We start from the raw sequence: 16,257 nt of genomic DNA, 5'->3' as shown, positions 1-16,257 counted from the left end.
CAAAATGAAAATATCCGTTATCATTCCTGTTTACAACGCCGAAAAATATGTTTCGCAGGCTGTAGAATCTGCACTTCAGTTTGAAGAAGTATATGAAGTCATTTTGATAGAAGACAAATCTCCGGATAACGCCTTGGAAGTTTGTCAAAAATTAACTGAAAAACACAATCGTGTAAAGCTTTATCAGCATCCAGACAAAGGAAATCACGGAGCCGGAGCGAGCAGAAATTTAGGAATTGAAAAATCCAGCGGAGACTTTATAGCATTTTTAGACGCAGACGATTATTTTCTTCCCAACCGTTTCGATGCAGAAAGAGAACTTTTCAGAAATCCTGATGTAGAAGGAGTTTACGGAGCAATTGGAGTTCATTATTACTCAGAAAAAGCAAAAGAACAATATTACAGGGTTTTTGGCGACCGATTGACAACTGTTTATAAAAATCATGATCCTAAAAATGTTTTTCCCGGACAACTTAATATGAATGGAAGTTTCGGGCTTTTCAGCATCGATGCTTTAACGGTGAGACGAGATTCTTTGATTCAGAAAGTAAAACCTTTTTTCAAAACACATTTAAGGCTTCATCAAGACACCGAATTTTTATTCCGCAGTTCGTATTATCTTAATTTTTATTCCGGAATTTTAGACGCCGCCATCGCGATTAGAGGCGTTCATGAAAATAACAGGATCACACAGATTGATACAAAAAAAATAAAACCAGCAACGACAAGAGTTTTACTTTGGAAAGAAGTCAACCATTGGGCAGAAAATGAAAATACGATTCCTGAAAACATAAAAATCCACATCAAAAGAATGCTTCGAAGCTGGGAAATTGCAAACGCATCCTTTTTTAAAAAATGGAGCATGATTTTGAAATATTTGATTACGGATTATCCGAGCATACGTTCCGGATTGTATAATATTAATTTCAGGAAAAACTTGTTTTAATGAATTTCCCTTTATATAATAAAAATTATATTTACGACACTTTAATTCTTTTTGGAGCTATAGTTTTTATTGTTCTTCAAGTTACCTTATCCAGTGGAGAACTGAGTCCGGACAGTATACAATATTTTCTTCAAGCTCAGGATTTATGGGGATATAAGGTAAATTTCCCTTTAGGTTATGCCGTTTTTATAAAGCTTTTTAGTTATTTGACGGGTAGCTTTTTGCTGTCTTCAAAGATTATAAATATTCTCTCATACATAGGTATTCTGTTATTCTCTTACCAAAAAAGATTCTTTTTTCACCAGACATTAATTATATTTTCCTTTTATCCTTTTGTCAATTTATATCCTGCAAGCCTTTCTGAGCCGCTATATTATTTATTCAATTATTTTATTATCTATTATGTTTATAATATAATTACAGAAGGTTTCACGCTCAAAAAAGGTATATATCTTAGCTTTTTATTTTTCTTTTTGGTATCTGTAAGATTCTCAGGAGTATTTGTTTTTGGGGTTTCCATTTTGTTTTTTGGCTATTTAAGTATTAAAAAAATAATTTTACTAAAAAGTTATCTATTATTGGTTTTACTGACCTCGCTTGGTGTTTTTGCTTATCTGCTTATCAATTATTATTATTGTGGTTTTTTTTTAGGACAAAGAAGTCATCTTAGTCTTGAGCCACAGAATATTTTCGATTTTATTTTTAAAATTTCAAACTTTACAGCAAGAGATTTTAGTTTTTTAAATGCAATTATCCATAAAGGACTTTCTAATAAAATTTCATTCCTGAACCCTTTTTTAGGAGCAGCCCTTTTTCTTTATTTCATTTTTGTAATTATAAAAAAGAGAGCAAAAATGTCATTTTTCAATTTATACCTTATTTTTTCTTTTGCGACAATTTTGATAGGTTTTTGTTACACATATTACACAACGAAAGTAGATAATACAATCAGAATAAAAAGCAATTGTTACTTATACCTTGCTTTCTTTTTATGTATTAATGCTTCTGAAAAATTGATATATTATTTTAGAGGCTTTATAATTTTTGTTACAGCTTTTAATATTTATACACTTATTAAACATTCAGAAAATATCCTGTACAAAATTGAGAAGTTTGATAAAAAGATTAGTACATATAAAGAAAAAAGAATACTAATAAAAGAAAACCCTAATAACATTCATGAAAAAAACAACTCATCTGTCTTATTATTCAAGGCATTATTAATAGACAATAACTTTAAAATTATTGAAGGCGGAGATGTGGATGGAAAAACACCTTATATCAGCATTACAACTTCTGAGATTATAAAGTAATTTCTAAAAATATAGTTTCCTAAGAAAATTTCTCAGCGGCTTTTCAATGAACTGATAAAACAGCATGGAGCTCATTAAAAGTATAATCATGTAAATCCCGAACATCCAATTGATATCCAGATTATATTTTTTAAGCAATTCTCTCAAAATATATAAAACCGGAATATGGGTAATATAGATTGCATAGCTTATTTCCCCTAAATATTAAGGTTTAATTGAAAAAATCTTTGTAAGCCAGTCATTATTGCACGAAATCAATATGATGAGCGGTACAAAAAATATCGCCATCAAACCATTGTGGAAATATAACGGAACAAAGATTAATGATAATAAAATCAACACAAAAATTGTGATAACATGAAAATCATAATTTCTTTCTCTGAAATTTTTAACAAAATAAAGCCCGGCTAAATTTCCTATCAAAAATTCATTACTATGCAAAACAGGAAAATAGGCTACAAAATCATGACTTTTGTATGCGGACCTTCATACGAAGTAGAATTTATATATAAATTTGAAAAAACCTGAGTAACAATCCAAATCAGAATTCCTATAATCCAGATACTTTTATTTTTTTTAGAATAAAAATGATTATAAAGAAAGGGGAAAAGCAGATAAAAAAGAAATTCAACGGAAATAGACACCCCGGAAAGTTTAAAACCATTGCGTCACCGGGAACCCAACTTTGCAGACCGAGACAATATAAAATCACCTTATAAAAGCTGAAAGCATCAAATCGTGTAACCAATAAAGCAAAAGACCAACAATATAAAGTGGATAAATCCTTGCGAACCTGTTCCGATAATAATCAAAATAGTCAATCTTATCTTTTTTGTGATAAGCCACAATCATGATAAACCCGAAAGAATAAAAAAATAGCTTACGCCAACATTGGCTCTTAAGAAAACATCAAAAATATAATCAATTTGATATAAAAATAAATCTTTGTTAAAATGAGATATTACAATCGCAATCGCTGCGACAAAACGGGTAAAAGTAATCTGGTTTATTTTCACAAAATAGTATTGCCAACGGCTTATTTTATAAAAACACCGACATATTTACCTTCAAACTCGATGATATCGGTGTGAATATTATTTTTCTCACAAAAATCCTGATAAGCAGAATTATCTCCAATATCATCACTGATGAAGACGCCTCCTTTTCTCAGATGATTATACAGTTCGTTGTAAGCCCAGATTCTTCCGTTATAGCTTTTATCTGAATCGTAATGTACAACATCAAAAATTTGATCTTCACCGAAGATTCTAGGTAAAGACTCTTTATCTGCAAAACGGAATAGCTTCCAATGTGTTTTAAGGTTTTCAGGAACTATAAAGCCAACGAATTGATCTCCATTTTGCCCTAAATACGGCATATCCGAACTATATAAAGTTCCATTTCTTTTCTCAAGTGAAAGCAAAGAAGCTAAAGAAGACCAACCATAAGCGACTCCCGTTTCCACAACTTTTTGAGCTTTTGTAAATTCGCAGGCATAATAAATCAGTTCCAACGCTCCCGGACCGCCCATTTTTATAGGACAATTTTGTTCTTTTTGTGATGATTCCTTTAAGACATCTTCAAAATCCTTTCTAAACGAAAGACTGTCAATCTTAAAAAGTTTCGAAACTGCTTCTTGCTCAGAAATAGCTTTAGACGATGCCCAAGAATGAGTTTTTTCTTTGCCTTTAAAAGCATTATTTCTATTAATAGTATTTTTAAAGATTTTCCTTCCCAGTTCAGGATAAAGATCCGGCCTTTTCAGATAACCGATAAAAGTCTTAAAAACTCTAGCTATTTCACCCACAGTGTTTATTTTAATGCTGCAAAAATAAGATTTTTATCTGATTTATAATTTTTAAGAATATTATCTTTGTGAAACTTATTAATAAATCCCTCTAATGAAGTTTTCAATACTTATTGCTAATTATAATAATGGAAAGTTTTTTAAAGACTGTTACGATTCTATTACTTCTCAAAATTATGACAATTGGGAAGCAATAATCTTGGATGACGCTTCTACAGATAATTCTTTAGAAATAATAAATGATTTAATAAAAGAAGATCACCGTTTTAAAGTTTTTAAAAACCAGCAAAACAGCGGTGTCGGAATTACAAAAAGTAAATTGATTGAGCTTGCAAATGGAGAAATTTGCGGTTTTGTAGATCCTGACGATGCAATTACACCCAATGCTATAAGTTCAAGCATAAATATTTTTAAAAAATACCAAGATGTTGTGCTTACTTATTCAAAATTTGTAAAATGTGATGAAAACCTTTCCCGTTTAGAGGTTTCAAGAGTTTCGATGCAGGTGCCAAATAATGATACGTTTTTTTTTAACTGCCCGGTTCAAATGGTACATTTTGTATGTTTTCGAAAAGATATTTACGAAGAAACCGAGAAAATGAATTCGGCAATGAAAATTGCAGAAGATCAGGATCTATATTTAAAAATGTATGAGAAAGGTAAAGTAAAATTTATTAATGAAGAGAATTATCTTTACAGAACACATTCCGGAGGAATTTCTCAAAACGACAACAAGCCAAAATCAAAAGAATATTTTGCAAAGGTCATTTTTGAAGCCATGAAACGCAGAAACTTAAAAAATATTAATAGAAAACCCGTGCCGGCAGAATATACCAATCAAAAGGAAATTTATGATCTTCTGGAATATCAAAATTCTATTCCCTACAGAATAATGAAAAAAATAAGAATACTTAAGCAGCAATTATTTAGCTAATGATGAAAAACAATAAAATAAAAGTGCTTTTCAGACACCGTTTTATGGAAATGGGCGGCGTCGAAAAAGTGATTTTGAGCATGCTTAATAATCTTGATGAGGACAAATTTGAAATGACAATTTGTTTAAATATCAATCAGGGCGAATTGCGAAATGAATTTCCGAAACATGTAAGAAAAGTATATCTTGCCGAAGGAAAAGAAAGTTTTTCAAAAAATCCTGTCATTCAAAAAGTTCAGCTTGCAAAGAGAAAATTAAAATTAAATAAAGCCGAAAAAGACCCGAAAATTGCAGACCGTCTTCTGAATGAAAATTATGATGTTGAAATTGCGCCAACTTATGCAGCTTTTTCATCGGTTTTAAATTCAACAAACAAAAATTCAAAAAAGATCGGCTGGTTTCATTCGGATATTACACTTCCAAAACTTCAGCCTTTGGTTCCTGGTATTTTGAAACAGATTCCTCAGTTTGATTATTTTATTTTCGGCTCGCAACAGACCAAAGATATTTTAATTGAAACGTATCCTGATTTAAAAATTCCTGAAAATCAGGTTATTTTAAATGCCATTCCGATTGAAGAACTTAAGCAAAAGTCTGATGCTTTCAAACCTGAATTACCAAGCAAGGCGACATTTGTTTCTGTCGCAAGACTGCACAGCAGAAAAGGTTTTCACAAATTGATGGAGGCTCACGCAAGATTATTAAAAGACGGTTTTGATCATCAAATAATAGTAATCGGTGACGGCGAGGAAAGAGAAAATCTAAAAAAACAAGCTGAAACTTTAGGCGTTACAAAAAGTTTTGAGTTTTTGGGCTCTTTGCTCAATCCGTATCCTTATGTGAAAAATGCAGACTATTTTATTCTGCCTTCAGAATCCGAAGGTTGGCCGTTGATTATTGCAGATGCTTTGATTCTTCAAAAACCAATAATTTCGACCAATGTTGGTGGGATTCCGGAAATGATTACCCATAAAAAAAATGGTTATCTTATCAATTATGAAACTGAAGAAATGTATGAAGCAATGAAAAAGTTTCTTACACAACCTGAATTGGTTTCAGCCATTCAAAACAACCTGAAAGACGTTGAAAAACAGTTTGATAATCAAAAAATATTTGATGCTGTTGAAAATATCATCATTAACTTAGTAAAAAAATAAAATGCTTTTGATATATCGCATAATTCTCAAACTTCACACCACTTATCAAAGCATGATTCAGAAAATTTATCTGAAAGTCTGTATTGCTAAAGGCTTAAAAGTAGGTGAAAACGTACGTTTTGTAGAAGTTCCGGAATTTGGAACAGAACCTTTCTTAATTGAAATTGGCAACGAAACAACTTTTTCGAATAACGTAAGATTTGTAAATCACGACGGCGGACAAAATGCATTGCATTTTTTTGAAAAATATAAAGATGTAAGAACTTTCGGAAGAATAAAGATCGGAAGCCAATGTTTAATCGGAGCAGATACGATCATCATGCCCGGCGTAAAAATGGAAGACAATTGTGTTTTGGGTGCAGGATCAATTTTGACAACATCAATGCCGAAAGGAACCGTTTTCGCGGGCGTGCCGGCAAAATTTATCTGTACAATAGAAGAATACGGAGACAAATTATTGTCAAATAATGTGATATATCCTCGAGAATTGGAACAAGTGCGCTCAAAACTGGATGCTTATATCAAAGAAAACCTTCCGCATGCTTACAAACCTGTAAAGAAATAAATGCCTTACAAAAAGAAAATACTGATCAGAATAGGCTCTCTTCGCCACGGAGGAGCAGAAAAAGTACTCGTAACTTTTCTCAAAAATCTTCCGCCGGAGCAATATGAAATCGATCTACTTTTGAATTTATATTCCGGAAAATATTTGAATGAAGTTCCTGAATGGATCAATATTATTTATCTCAACAAAGGCGAAATGATCACCACCAATCGCCTTCAGGATATTCCTCAAAAAGCGGCGAGAGTCATTTACCAGAAAATCTTGAAAGTCTTTCCCAATCTTCTTTATAAAGGAAAACTAAAAAACAAAAAATACGATATTGAGTTTGCGGCAATCCACGGAATGAGAGACGAAATACTTAATTCGCCTTTAAAATCTTCAAAAAAAATCGTCTGGATTCACAACGATCTTTCGCAAGTAAAAGACTATACCGATGAAGAAATACGGAATTTTTTTGGCTTTGATAAAATCATGGTGATTTCTGAAAAAATCGAACAATTATTTTTAAATTTAGCTAAAAACGAGACTGAAAAGCAAAAAGTTGTAAGAATTTATAATCCTTTGGATACCGATGAAATTTTAACGAAATCCGAAAAACCCGTTATTAATTACAATTTTGAAGAAAAAATCCCAACTTTTATTTCCGTAGGCACTGTTTTTCCGCAGAAAGGCTTTGACAGGCTTTTGAAAATTCATAAAAAATTGCTTGAAGAAGGATTAAAGCATAAAGTTTTAATTGTGGGTGACGGCTATGATTTTGAAAATATAAAAAAATTAAAAACCGAACTTGGACTTGATGAAACGGCAACCATGCTTGGCTTTACAGACAATCCTTATCCTTATTTTAAAAGTTCGGATTTCTTTATTTTAAGCTCAAGATATGAAGGATTTCCAACGGTTTTGTTTGAAGCAATTACTTTAAAAAAGAAAATCATTGCTACAAATGTTTCCGGTGTTGCCGAAATGCTGAATAACGGCGAATTGGGATTAATTACAGAAAACTCCGAAGAAGGAATTTATTTTGGAATGAAAAAAGCTTTATCCGAACCCGAATTTTTCTCGGAATATTCTCAAAAGCTGAAAGATTATAAAATGTCTTTCAATCTTGAAAATTCTGTTTCTGAAATCAGACAGATTTTGGATAAACTATAAAACTCTAAAAGAGATTTTCTAAATTTGTGATATGGCTGAAAATTATTCTACTGTACAAAAAGATTTTTACCGTGAAAGCGGAAAATGGCTTTCAATATTTCAGATTTGGATAAAATGCATCAATCCGAATCTGCATTTTGTTTATATATTCAGAAAAACGCAGAAATACAATAAAATTCCTGTTTTAGGATTTTACTGGAGAATGGTTTTAAGGCATTTTCAAATTAAATATGGTTTTCAGATCTATCCGGAAACGCAAATTGGAGAAGGTCTTTATCTTGGGCATTGGGGAAGCTTGGTCATCAATCCTAAAGTTACCATCGGAAAAAACTGCAATATTGCACAGGGAGTTACCATCGGACAGCAAAACCGTGGGAAAAATGAAGGTTACCCTGTAATCGGCAACCAGGTCTGGATTGGCGCAAATGCCGTGATCGTTGGTAATGTGAATATTGGAGATAATGTTTTGATAGCACCGAACGCTTATGTAAACTTTGATATTCCCAATGATTCTGTAGTTACAGGAAATCCCGCGAAAGTTTTTCCTAACGCCAACGCAACAGAAGGATACATCAACAATAGGGTCTGACGTGAGTTTTATCATATTTTCAGGAATATTAAATTCTGTTAAAAATGATTATAAATGCTACAAAAATTATATTTTTGCATAGTTATTGATTTAGTCTATTGAATTTGAAAATAATTTAAACGAAATAAATAATTGTAAATCATATTATGTCACAATCGTACGAAGTTATTTTTGAAAACAACAGAATATGGGTAGAATCTAAAATTTCGCAAAACCCGGCTTTCTTTGAAGAGCTTGCTAAAACTCAGCATCCGGATTATTTATACATTGGATGCTCAGACAGCAGAGTTACTGCGGAAGAATTGATGGGCGCAAAGCCGGGTGATGTTTTTGTTCACAGAAATATTGCCAATGTGGTCAACACTTTAGATATGAGTTCCACAGCCGTTATTCAATACGCTGTTGAACATTTGAAAGTGAAACACATTATTGTTTGCGGACATTATAATTGCGGCGGTGTAAAAGCAGCGATGACGCCTGAGGATTTAGGATTATTAAATCCGTGGTTGCGAAACATTCGTGATGTCTATAGATTACATCAGTCCGAATTAGATTCTATCGAAGATAATAACAAGCGTTATGACAGACTTGTTGAGCTTAATGTTCAGGAACAATGTATTAACGTTGTCAAAATGGCTTGTGTACAGGAAAGATACATTTTAGATGAATATCCTGTAGTACATGGCTGGGTTTTTGACCTTAGGACAGGAAAAATTATTGATTTGGAGATTGATTTTGAAAAAATCTTAAAAGACATCCAAAAAATATATAATCTTACAAGTTCCGACTGGGTGATGAGCCGAAAGATTAAATAATCTTTTAAAAAAAATTGAATGAAATTCTGGAGTATTATTACATTTATGTTCTTCCTCAACTTTACTGCATTGCCCGGCATTGCTGAAGTTATGGGCTGGGATATTGCCAGAACCAATGTCGTGATCAATGAAGAAGAGCCTCATTCCAATTATTCATCCTTTACTGTATACGAAAAAACACTTCCAAAAACTTTGGATGTTTACGATTATCTGAAGTTTTTTGACCCAGATCTCAAAGGCAGATCTTTTACGCTGATTGATGATTCCTTTCATCTTTCGCCTCATCTTACTATATTTTCACCGCCTCCGGAGGCTTAACTTTTCGCCAAATTTCTTTTTATTCATATCATTTTTGATTTTGAATAGATTCTACTTTAATTAATTTCTATCATTTTGGTTGATCTTAACAGATCGGTCATTACATAAACGTATTTTTCAATTGTCATGAAAAAATCAAAATCTATTTTGGGAGGGATTCAAGAGAATTTCCCTTCAGGTCTTGTGGTGTTTTTAGTTGCGCTTCCTCTTTGTTTGGGAATTGCATTAGCATCCGGTGCGCCACCGTTGTCAGGAGTAATCGCGGGTATTATCGGCGGTTTGGTTGTTGGAGCAATAAGTAATTCAAACATTTCGGTTTCCGGTCCTGCTGCGGGTTTGACGGCTATTGTTTTAACTGCAATTACAGATCTTGGAGCTTTCGAACTTTTCCTTTGCGCCGGAATGGTTGCCGGGATTATTCAGTTAATTTTAGGCTTCATACGAGCGGGAAGTATTTCAAATTATTTTCCAAATAATGTGATTGAAGGAATGCTTGCCGGTATCGGTATCATTATTATTTTAACCCAGATTCCGCATGCTTTGGGGTTTGATAAAGATTATGAAGGAAACGAAACGCTTTTTACAAACGGCATTAATTTTAATTATTTTAATGAATTATTTGCAGCTATACATCCCGGAACAATCATTGTAACTTTAGTTTCTATAGGAATTCTTTTAGCTTGGGATCATATTCCGGTTCTAAAAAAAATCAAAATGCTTCCCGGAGCTCTTGTTGCCGTAATTGCGGGTATTTTATTAAACGAACTATTCAAAATGAGCGGAAGTTCATTGGCGATCTCTTCCGAACATTTGGTTGCTTTGCCGATACCTCAAAGTATTGATGATTTTAAAAATTTGGTTACAACTCCCGATTTTAACGGATTTACCAATATGAAAGTTTGGATTGCAGGTGCTACGATTGCTATTGTTGCCTCAATCGAAACCCTTTTATGTATTGAAGCATCAGACAGGCTTGATAAGCAAAGACGAATTACCGATACCAACCTGGAACTTAAAGCACAGGGAATCGGAAACTTAGTAAGTTCATTCATTGGTGGGCTTCCAATTACATCCGTGGTTGTACGAAGTTCAACAAACGCCAATTCAGGAGCTACTTCCAAACTTTCGACTATGATTCATGGTAGTTTATTATTGGTTTGTGTACTTTCTATTCCGTTTATTTTAAACTTAATTCCATTAGCAACATTGGCTGCAGTACTGATTTTGGTAGGTTATAAATTAGCAAAACCGGCAACATTTAAGCATTTCTGGAAGCTTGGAAAATTCCAGTTTATTCCTTTTGTGGCGACAGTTGTAGCAATCGTTGCAACTGACCTTTTGAAAGGTGTTGGTATTGGTTTAGCAATCTCCGTTTTTTATATTCTTCAAGGAAATATGAAGCGTGCATATTATCTTAGCCGAGAAAAGCTGAATGATGCTGACGGAATTAATATCAAACTGGCAGAAGAAGTTTCCTTCCTGAATAAGGCTGCTATTAAAAAAACGCTTAAAAACATTAAGTCGAATTCCACAGTTATTATTGATGCAAGAGGAACTTCATATATTGCGACCGATGTGTTGGAAATGATTCAGGATTTTGCCAATATACGAGCCAAAGAAGAAGATATAAATGTAGAATTGATCGGCTTTAAAACATCATACAGAGATTACGAAAGAGATGAAGATTCTCATGTAGTTATTACTCATACAAGAGCAATGTAATTGAAAAATAGCATTTTAAAAATTTTAAATATAATTCATAAAAAATAAAGTTATATGAAAGCACACACTTCCGAAACACAAGCTACAATCTCTCCCGAAAAAGCTTTGGAGTTTCTGAAAGAAGGGAACCAGAGATTTGTAAACAACTTAAAAGCAAACAGAGATCTTTTGGAGCAGGTAAATGCTACACGTGAAGGACAATGGCCATTTGCAGTTGTATTAAGCTGTATCGACAGCCGTACTTCTGCCGAGCTTATCTTCGACCAAGGTCTGGGTGATGTATTCAGCATCAGAATTGCGGGTAATTTTGTAAATCAGGATATCCTTGGTTCAATGGAATTTGGCTGTAATGTTGCAGGCTCCAAACTTGTCGTAGTTTTGGGACACACCAAATGCGGCGCTTTAAAAGGTGGTCTTGATGCCGCTAAAATCGAAGGATTAGGTATGGATAACCTCAACCATCTTATCGATCATTTTGATCCAATCATCAAACAAATCATGGTGGATGGTGAAGAACGTTCTTCTGCAAATGCCGACCTTTTAGAAAGACTAAATCAACATAATGTAAAGAATGCTATCGACGATATACGTAAACAAAGCTCTACGCTTAGTAGACTCGAAGATGAAGGAAAAATAAAAATAGTTGGTGCAAATTATGATGTGGAAACGGGTATTGTAACTTGGTTATAACAAATTTCACTTTAAGATAAAAACGCCGGAGCTTTGCTCCGGCGTTTTTTTATACAAATATTTATATTATTTTCCGTTAAAAGCAGACATTGTATTGTTAATTCCGGCAAAAACAAATGACAGACAAGCTTTAGAGAACTTTTCAATTCTTTCAGGAAGTTTTTCATTTTCCTCTTGGTTCCAGGTTCCTAAAACATAATCAACCTGTCTTCCTTCTGAAAACTCAGCCGAAATACCAAACCGAAGTCTTGCATAATTCTGCGTCTGCAACACTTCCTGAATACTTTTAAGGCCGTTATGCCCCGCATCAGAGCCTTTCATTTTCATTCTTAAAGTCCCGAATGGTAATGCTAAATCATCGGTAACGATCATTACATTTTCCAAAGGAATATTTTCTTTCTGCATCCAGTATTTTACGGCATTTCCGGAAAGATTCATGTAAGTATCCGGCTTTAAAACTAAAACTTTTCTACCTTTATACTTCCCTTCAGCCATCCACCCGAAATTTGTTGTATTAAACGGAACGTCAAGAGTTTCAGCAATTTTCTCCGCAATTTTAAAACCAATATTGTGTCGTGTGTTTTCATATTCCGGGCCTTTATTACCCAAACCTACAATTAAATACTTCATGAGAAATTTTTTGCAAAATTAAGTCTTAAAAAATAAAAAACTCAATCCGGTGAAGAATTGAGTTTAAATATTTTTAAATTTTATAATTATAAAGGCTTGTAAATGTAATTTACTCCATATCCCTGAGTCATATACGTCTGCGGATCATATCTGTAATTGGTAGAGAAAATCACTGGCGTCGGAACTGGCTGTGTAAGATCTGTAATTGTCATTCTTTTCGGGCTGTTTGGTGACAATATATAGCTTCTGTTATCATTTGCTTTTGTTGACAGAAGTTCAGAAACTTTGTAAGCAAAAGGAAGTAAAGTGTAAGGACTGATGCGATCATCATGATTTAAAAACTCATAACCATATCTTTCAGTTGGCGGACCAAATACAGTCCCGTTGATCGGGCCATATTCTCTTACAACTTCCGAGACATTATCACCTAAATAAGTATATGTAGTTTCAGAATATTCCTGATTAACAAATGGAACTCCCGGAGTGTCAACACCTTTTTCCATTACAATTTTATCCAGCTTTGCTGTTGCAGCGCTGTATGTCAAAACATAAAGCGACTTCACTTTAGAATCCAAAAGATAAGGTCCTGCAGGAGCAGTAGGCGGTACAGGCGGTGTTCTTTTATAAATAGAACGATTCTCTGAAATCTTCGTTAATCTTCCCATGTTTCCGTAAGTAAACAATTGAGTATACACAATACTGTCATCGTCAATTGTCCCGTCTCCGTCTAAATCCAGAAATCCATTGAAGTTGATTTGGCTTATCTTATCGCCGCTCCACATTACATTTGTGATTGACGCGTTTTCTGTAATTACTCTTGATAACTGCAAACCATTATAATGATACTCCGCAATTGTATCAGAATCCGTTATTTCTCTGAATAATGCTCTTGGGCCGTTGAACCCGTTTGTATCATTCAAATCCAAAAGAGGATTTCCTTCTTCGTCTATTAAATCTTTACAAGAATGTAAAGAAGATAAACCTGCAACTAATAAAATAAAATAGAAAAGCTGTTTCATTTCTAACGGTATTACTTATTTTTCCACAAATATAATTTTTTTTTGCATAAAAATCATATTTTTATTTATATTATCATAAAATTAACAGCTAAAACCCTCTTTATTATTCCTAAAAATTCAATCTGTAAATAATAAAATAATTTTTAGTAAGGCTGTAAAACAGACGTTGTGAGTACAGATTGTGACATATCTGTATTTAAAAATGATGGATTTACAACAGTTCCCAGTCCAAGTGTTCCACTATTTAAGTTTCTTTTTGTACAAGCCGCCTTTACATTGTAATTATTCTTTTGAGGCATGTTTTCCAAAGTTGCATTAAGATTAAAGATCTTATAAGTCCCTTCATTACCTATTAGAACATCGGTTCTTACGGCTTTCAGCCTGTTGTCTACAAAAATTCCGCAGGCAAAACCTGCTGATGAATTGCTGTTATTCGCTTTTTGAGCTGTCGTCTGAAACGAAAAAACCACTTTATTTACTGCATTTGTAATAGAAAAGTTGTCTACAGTGCCTGTTAAAACAACCCATGAATTGTCCAATACCTGATTTTCTAAATAAGGCGACGTGGAGCCATTGCTTCCTGAGAATGTTATCCCGACAGTATCGCTGTTTGTATTCATAGAATATAATGACATACTTCCCTGTCCGTCGGCAATTTTTATAGACTTCCAATCGTTGGCAACCGACTCGCTGCTGTTATGGAAAATGTAACCTGCATTTCCTGCATTTCCTTTTACAGTATTGTTTCCGCCAACTCTTACTTCTTTGCGCACGGTAAGATCACCGTTGATATCTAATGTATTTACGGGAGTTGTAGTTCCAACCCCAACCTGTGCTAATGATCTGATTGTAATAAACAGAAATATCAGCTGATATATATTTTTCATGATTAATTTATAATTGTATTAAATACCTGAGGAATTTCATAAACATCTACTTTAAGAGATGATTGAGTAATAAAATCATCGATATTCGTGGAAACATTAATGCCTATCCCCAACGTACTGTTACTTGCCGAAGTTGTATAGGATTGCAGTCTTGCACAACCCACACTTACATTATGTGTTCCGACAGAAAGTCCTTCAATAATACCAATCTGATTGTGGGTAATGAATGTATTTGAAGCGCTGCTTGCTTTTAAATTACGTTGTCTCAAATTAACCAATTTATTATCTACAAAAATCCCGCAAGCATAATCAATAGAAATATCGGTGTTGCCATTTGCAGGAAAAGTTGCCTGAGCCACTGTTTCAAATTGGAAATAAACTTTACTTTGAGTGCTGTAAACACTTATTGGATGTGATAAACCCGGTATTCTTTTAAAGCCATTAAGACTGCTGAAATTTGCATTTTTTGTAAGAGCGGCAGATCTGTTTGTAACTGTGGATTGCTCAGCGTTTGTAAATTTGACGCCGTTGCGGTCAGAAAAAGAATTATTAAAAATCAAATAAAACCTGTTGGGCTCATATTCCGGAATACGCAGCGTTTTCCAGATTGGAGGATATCCTTCACCCTGAGAAACCAAAACCTGATCATTCGTTCCTTGGGAAAGATTTCCATTTACGCTGTTCTGCAAAACCAATTTGCCACGGAAATTAAAATCTCCATTGACATCTAACCGTGATTTTGGTTCAGAAGTATTAATTCCTAGCTGTGCATGCAATGGTAAGATTAATAAAGCAAAAAGTAATAATAATATATTTTTCATAATTTAGTTTGAAGTATAGGTTACGTATTCAATTACATCAATTTTTAAGGCAGATTCAAGAGTGAATGCATTAGAAACAGAATTAGAATTTGAAATATTCCTTCCGATTGTAAATGCATTATTAAGATTCGAAGTTTCTATTTTTCTACATGCAACTTCTATTTTCTGCATTCCGGCGGGTACATTTTGCTCAGTATAATTTAGGGTAAAAATGTAATTCTGAAATCCTGCTTTTTCACTGTTATTATTGGATGAGATCTTATCTGGGCGGATAGCCACCAACTTACTGTTTCTGAAAATACCACACGTAAAACTTACATTTTGTGATATCGTAGCTACAGGGGCTTTCATTTCAACACCGGTCTGAAACTGGAAAGTAACCCTGTTTTTACCGTTTTTAATGTTAAAATTCTGCTCAAGACCCGGTATTTTCAACCAAATTCCTTTGCTTGTGCTTGAGATATCATCACCAATGTTGTTTGTGTGAAAATTATCTCCGGCAGTTCCATTTGAAAGCGAAGTAATCCCTACCTGGTCAGATGCTAAATATGAATTGATCAATTTGTACTGTCCCTCTTCCATGAAAGAGACGTTCAATGACTTCCAGGTTGGCGGCAAACCGCTACCTTGGGAGACTAATACCTGGCCATTGAGGCCTGCATTTCCAATTTGGGAAGTAGTTCCTCCCACTCTTAATTCTTTTCTGATGGTTGTTTTACCATTCACATCCAACATTGATTGTGGAGAAGTGGTTCCAATCCCCACTTGTGCAACGGTAAAAGTTGGGAAAAGACTTGTAAGGCAATAAATAAAGTATTTTTTCATAACAGTGTGCGAAATTAAATAAAAATCTGCAACAAACTTATAAATTATTTTAAAACCTGAATAAAAT

At 33.7% G+C, this 16,257-nt stretch carries 18 protein-coding genes; 12 read left to right on the top strand and 6 right to left on the bottom strand.

Features of this window, described 5'->3' with window-relative positions; translation table 11 throughout:
- The first annotated feature begins 4 nt into the window (after positions 1 to 4).
- From AC6CHK_RS02915 to AC6CHK_RS02905, 3 genes are all read left to right on the top strand, one after another.
- On the top strand, positions 5 to 946 hold the full coding sequence (locus AC6CHK_RS02915) for a glycosyltransferase family 2 protein (RefSeq protein WP_498093388.1): 942 nt from the start codon (positions 5 to 7) through the stop codon (positions 944 to 946).
- Positions 946 to 2,259, top strand: coding sequence for a hypothetical protein (locus AC6CHK_RS02910; protein ID WP_498093386.1), 1,314 nt, complete (start codon positions 946 to 948; stop codon positions 2,257 to 2,259). The genes AC6CHK_RS02915 and AC6CHK_RS02910 overlap by 1 nt, the downstream gene beginning before the upstream one ends.
- A 587-nt stretch (positions 2,260 to 2,846) precedes the next feature.
- Positions 2,847 to 2,978 carry a hypothetical protein gene (locus tag AC6CHK_RS02905; RefSeq protein ID WP_498093384.1) on the top strand — a complete coding sequence of 44 codons (132 nt, stop codon included), beginning with the start codon at positions 2,847 to 2,849 and terminating at the stop codon, positions 2,976 to 2,978.
- 317 nt (positions 2,979 to 3,295) lie between these two features.
- Here AC6CHK_RS02905 and AC6CHK_RS02900 read toward each other — a convergent pair whose 3' ends face one another.
- Entirely contained in the window at positions 3,296 to 4,066 is a 771-nt protein-coding gene (locus AC6CHK_RS02900) for a class I SAM-dependent methyltransferase (RefSeq protein ID WP_498093382.1), read from the bottom strand.
- A gap of 94 nt (positions 4,067 to 4,160) precedes the next feature.
- On the opposite strand from AC6CHK_RS02900, the gene AC6CHK_RS02895 reads away from it, so the two are divergent.
- The 9 genes from AC6CHK_RS02895 to AC6CHK_RS02855 all read left to right on the top strand — a co-directional run bounded on the left by AC6CHK_RS02895 (position 4,161) and on the right by AC6CHK_RS02855 (position 12,008).
- Entirely contained in the window at positions 4,161 to 5,000 is an 840-nt protein-coding gene (locus tag AC6CHK_RS02895) for a glycosyltransferase family 2 protein (RefSeq protein WP_498093380.1), read from the top strand.
- Complete coding sequence (locus tag AC6CHK_RS02890; RefSeq protein WP_498093378.1) at positions 5,000 to 6,157, top strand: glycosyltransferase; 1,158 nt, start codon at positions 5,000 to 5,002, stop codon at positions 6,155 to 6,157. The genes AC6CHK_RS02895 and AC6CHK_RS02890 overlap by 1 nt, the downstream gene beginning before the upstream one ends.
- Positions 6,158 to 6,209: 52 nt before the next feature.
- Positions 6,210 to 6,722, top strand: coding sequence for an acyltransferase (locus AC6CHK_RS02885; protein WP_498093376.1), 513 nt, complete (start codon positions 6,210 to 6,212; stop codon positions 6,720 to 6,722).
- Positions 6,723 to 7,874, top strand: coding sequence for a glycosyltransferase (locus AC6CHK_RS02880; protein WP_498093374.1), 1,152 nt, complete (start codon positions 6,723 to 6,725; stop codon positions 7,872 to 7,874).
- A 31-nt stretch (positions 7,875 to 7,905) separates the two neighbouring features.
- Positions 7,906 to 8,463: a serine acetyltransferase gene (locus AC6CHK_RS02875; RefSeq protein WP_498093372.1), complete on the top strand. Its 558-nt coding sequence runs from the start codon at positions 7,906 to 7,908 to the stop codon at positions 8,461 to 8,463.
- 146 nt (positions 8,464 to 8,609) lie between these two features.
- Positions 8,610 to 9,278, top strand: coding sequence for a carbonic anhydrase (locus tag AC6CHK_RS02870; RefSeq protein ID WP_498093371.1), 669 nt, complete (start codon positions 8,610 to 8,612; stop codon positions 9,276 to 9,278).
- A gap of 18 nt (positions 9,279 to 9,296) precedes the next feature.
- On the top strand, positions 9,297 to 9,596 hold the full coding sequence (locus AC6CHK_RS02865) for a hypothetical protein (RefSeq protein WP_498093369.1): 300 nt from the start codon (positions 9,297 to 9,299) through the stop codon (positions 9,594 to 9,596).
- Positions 9,597 to 9,722: 126 nt separating this feature from the next.
- Entirely contained in the window at positions 9,723 to 11,318 is a 1,596-nt protein-coding gene (locus AC6CHK_RS02860) for a SulP family inorganic anion transporter (RefSeq protein WP_498093367.1), read from the top strand.
- A gap of 54 nt (positions 11,319 to 11,372) precedes the next feature.
- On the top strand, positions 11,373 to 12,008 hold the full coding sequence (locus AC6CHK_RS02855; RefSeq protein ID WP_498093365.1) for a carbonic anhydrase family protein: 636 nt from the start codon (positions 11,373 to 11,375) through the stop codon (positions 12,006 to 12,008).
- Between the two features lie 66 nt (positions 12,009 to 12,074).
- On the opposite strand, the gene pth is transcribed toward AC6CHK_RS02855, so the two are convergent.
- From pth to AC6CHK_RS02830, 5 genes are all read right to left on the bottom strand, one after another.
- The gene (gene pth, locus AC6CHK_RS02850) at positions 12,075 to 12,638 is read right to left on the bottom strand and encodes an aminoacyl-tRNA hydrolase (RefSeq protein ID WP_498093363.1); all 564 of its coding nucleotides are present in this window, start codon (positions 12,636 to 12,638) and stop codon (positions 12,075 to 12,077) included.
- Between the two features lie 86 nt (positions 12,639 to 12,724).
- On the bottom strand, positions 12,725 to 13,657 hold the full coding sequence (locus tag AC6CHK_RS02845; protein WP_498093361.1) for a hypothetical protein: 933 nt from the start codon (positions 13,655 to 13,657) through the stop codon (positions 12,725 to 12,727).
- A 143-nt stretch (positions 13,658 to 13,800) separates the two neighbouring features.
- Positions 13,801 to 14,544 carry a hypothetical protein gene (locus tag AC6CHK_RS02840; RefSeq protein WP_498093359.1) on the bottom strand — a complete coding sequence of 248 codons (744 nt, stop codon included), beginning with the start codon at positions 14,542 to 14,544 and terminating at the stop codon, positions 13,801 to 13,803.
- Positions 14,545 to 14,546: 2 nt separating this feature from the next.
- Positions 14,547 to 15,365, bottom strand: a complete 819-nt coding sequence (locus AC6CHK_RS02835; protein WP_498093357.1) for a hypothetical protein — start codon at positions 15,363 to 15,365, stop codon at positions 14,547 to 14,549.
- A 3-nt stretch (positions 15,366 to 15,368) separates the two neighbouring features.
- On the bottom strand, positions 15,369 to 16,190 hold the full coding sequence (locus AC6CHK_RS02830) for a hypothetical protein (RefSeq protein ID WP_498093355.1): 822 nt from the start codon (positions 16,188 to 16,190) through the stop codon (positions 15,369 to 15,371).
- Positions 16,191 to 16,257: the final 67 nt, after the last annotated feature.

Source organism: Chryseobacterium sp. GQ58, assembly GCF_059758895.1.
Note: the sequence above shows the minus strand (reverse complement) of the source record. Positions and strands in the feature narration are given on the sequence as shown.

Bases quoted from the DNA above. Each gene is read 5' to 3' on its own strand.
- AC6CHK_RS02915 (WP_498093388.1), top strand. From the start codon at position 5: ATGAAAATATCCGTTATCATTCCTGTTTACAACGCCGAAAAATATGTT.
- AC6CHK_RS02910 (WP_498093386.1), top strand. From the start codon at position 946: ATGAATTTCCCTTTATATAATAAAAATTATATTTACGACACTTTAATT.
- AC6CHK_RS02905 (WP_498093384.1), top strand. From the start codon at position 2,847: ATGATTATAAAGAAAGGGGAAAAGCAGATAAAAAAGAAATTCAACGGA.
- AC6CHK_RS02895 (WP_498093380.1), top strand. From the start codon at position 4,161: ATGAAGTTTTCAATACTTATTGCTAATTATAATAATGGAAAGTTTTTT.
- AC6CHK_RS02890 (WP_498093378.1), top strand. From the start codon at position 5,000: ATGATGAAAAACAATAAAATAAAAGTGCTTTTCAGACACCGTTTTATG.
- AC6CHK_RS02885 (WP_498093376.1), top strand. From the start codon at position 6,210: ATGATTCAGAAAATTTATCTGAAAGTCTGTATTGCTAAAGGCTTAAAA.
- AC6CHK_RS02880 (WP_498093374.1), top strand. From the start codon at position 6,723: ATGCCTTACAAAAAGAAAATACTGATCAGAATAGGCTCTCTTCGCCAC.
- AC6CHK_RS02875 (WP_498093372.1), top strand. From the start codon at position 7,906: ATGGCTGAAAATTATTCTACTGTACAAAAAGATTTTTACCGTGAAAGC.
- AC6CHK_RS02870 (WP_498093371.1), top strand. From the start codon at position 8,610: ATGTCACAATCGTACGAAGTTATTTTTGAAAACAACAGAATATGGGTA.
- AC6CHK_RS02865 (WP_498093369.1), top strand. From the start codon at position 9,297: ATGAAATTCTGGAGTATTATTACATTTATGTTCTTCCTCAACTTTACT.
- AC6CHK_RS02860 (WP_498093367.1), top strand. From the start codon at position 9,723: ATGAAAAAATCAAAATCTATTTTGGGAGGGATTCAAGAGAATTTCCCT.
- AC6CHK_RS02855 (WP_498093365.1), top strand. From the start codon at position 11,373: ATGAAAGCACACACTTCCGAAACACAAGCTACAATCTCTCCCGAAAAA.
- pth (WP_498093363.1), bottom strand. From the start codon at position 12,638: ATGAAGTATTTAATTGTAGGTTTGGGTAATAAAGGCCCGGAATATGAA.
- AC6CHK_RS02845 (WP_498093361.1), bottom strand. From the start codon at position 13,657: ATGAAACAGCTTTTCTATTTTATTTTATTAGTTGCAGGTTTATCTTCT.
- AC6CHK_RS02840 (WP_498093359.1), bottom strand. From the start codon at position 14,544: ATGAAAAATATATATCAGCTGATATTTCTGTTTATTACAATCAGATCA.
- AC6CHK_RS02835 (WP_498093357.1), bottom strand. From the start codon at position 15,365: ATGAAAAATATATTATTATTACTTTTTGCTTTATTAATCTTACCATTG.
- AC6CHK_RS02830 (WP_498093355.1), bottom strand. From the start codon at position 16,190: ATGAAAAAATACTTTATTTATTGCCTTACAAGTCTTTTCCCAACTTTT.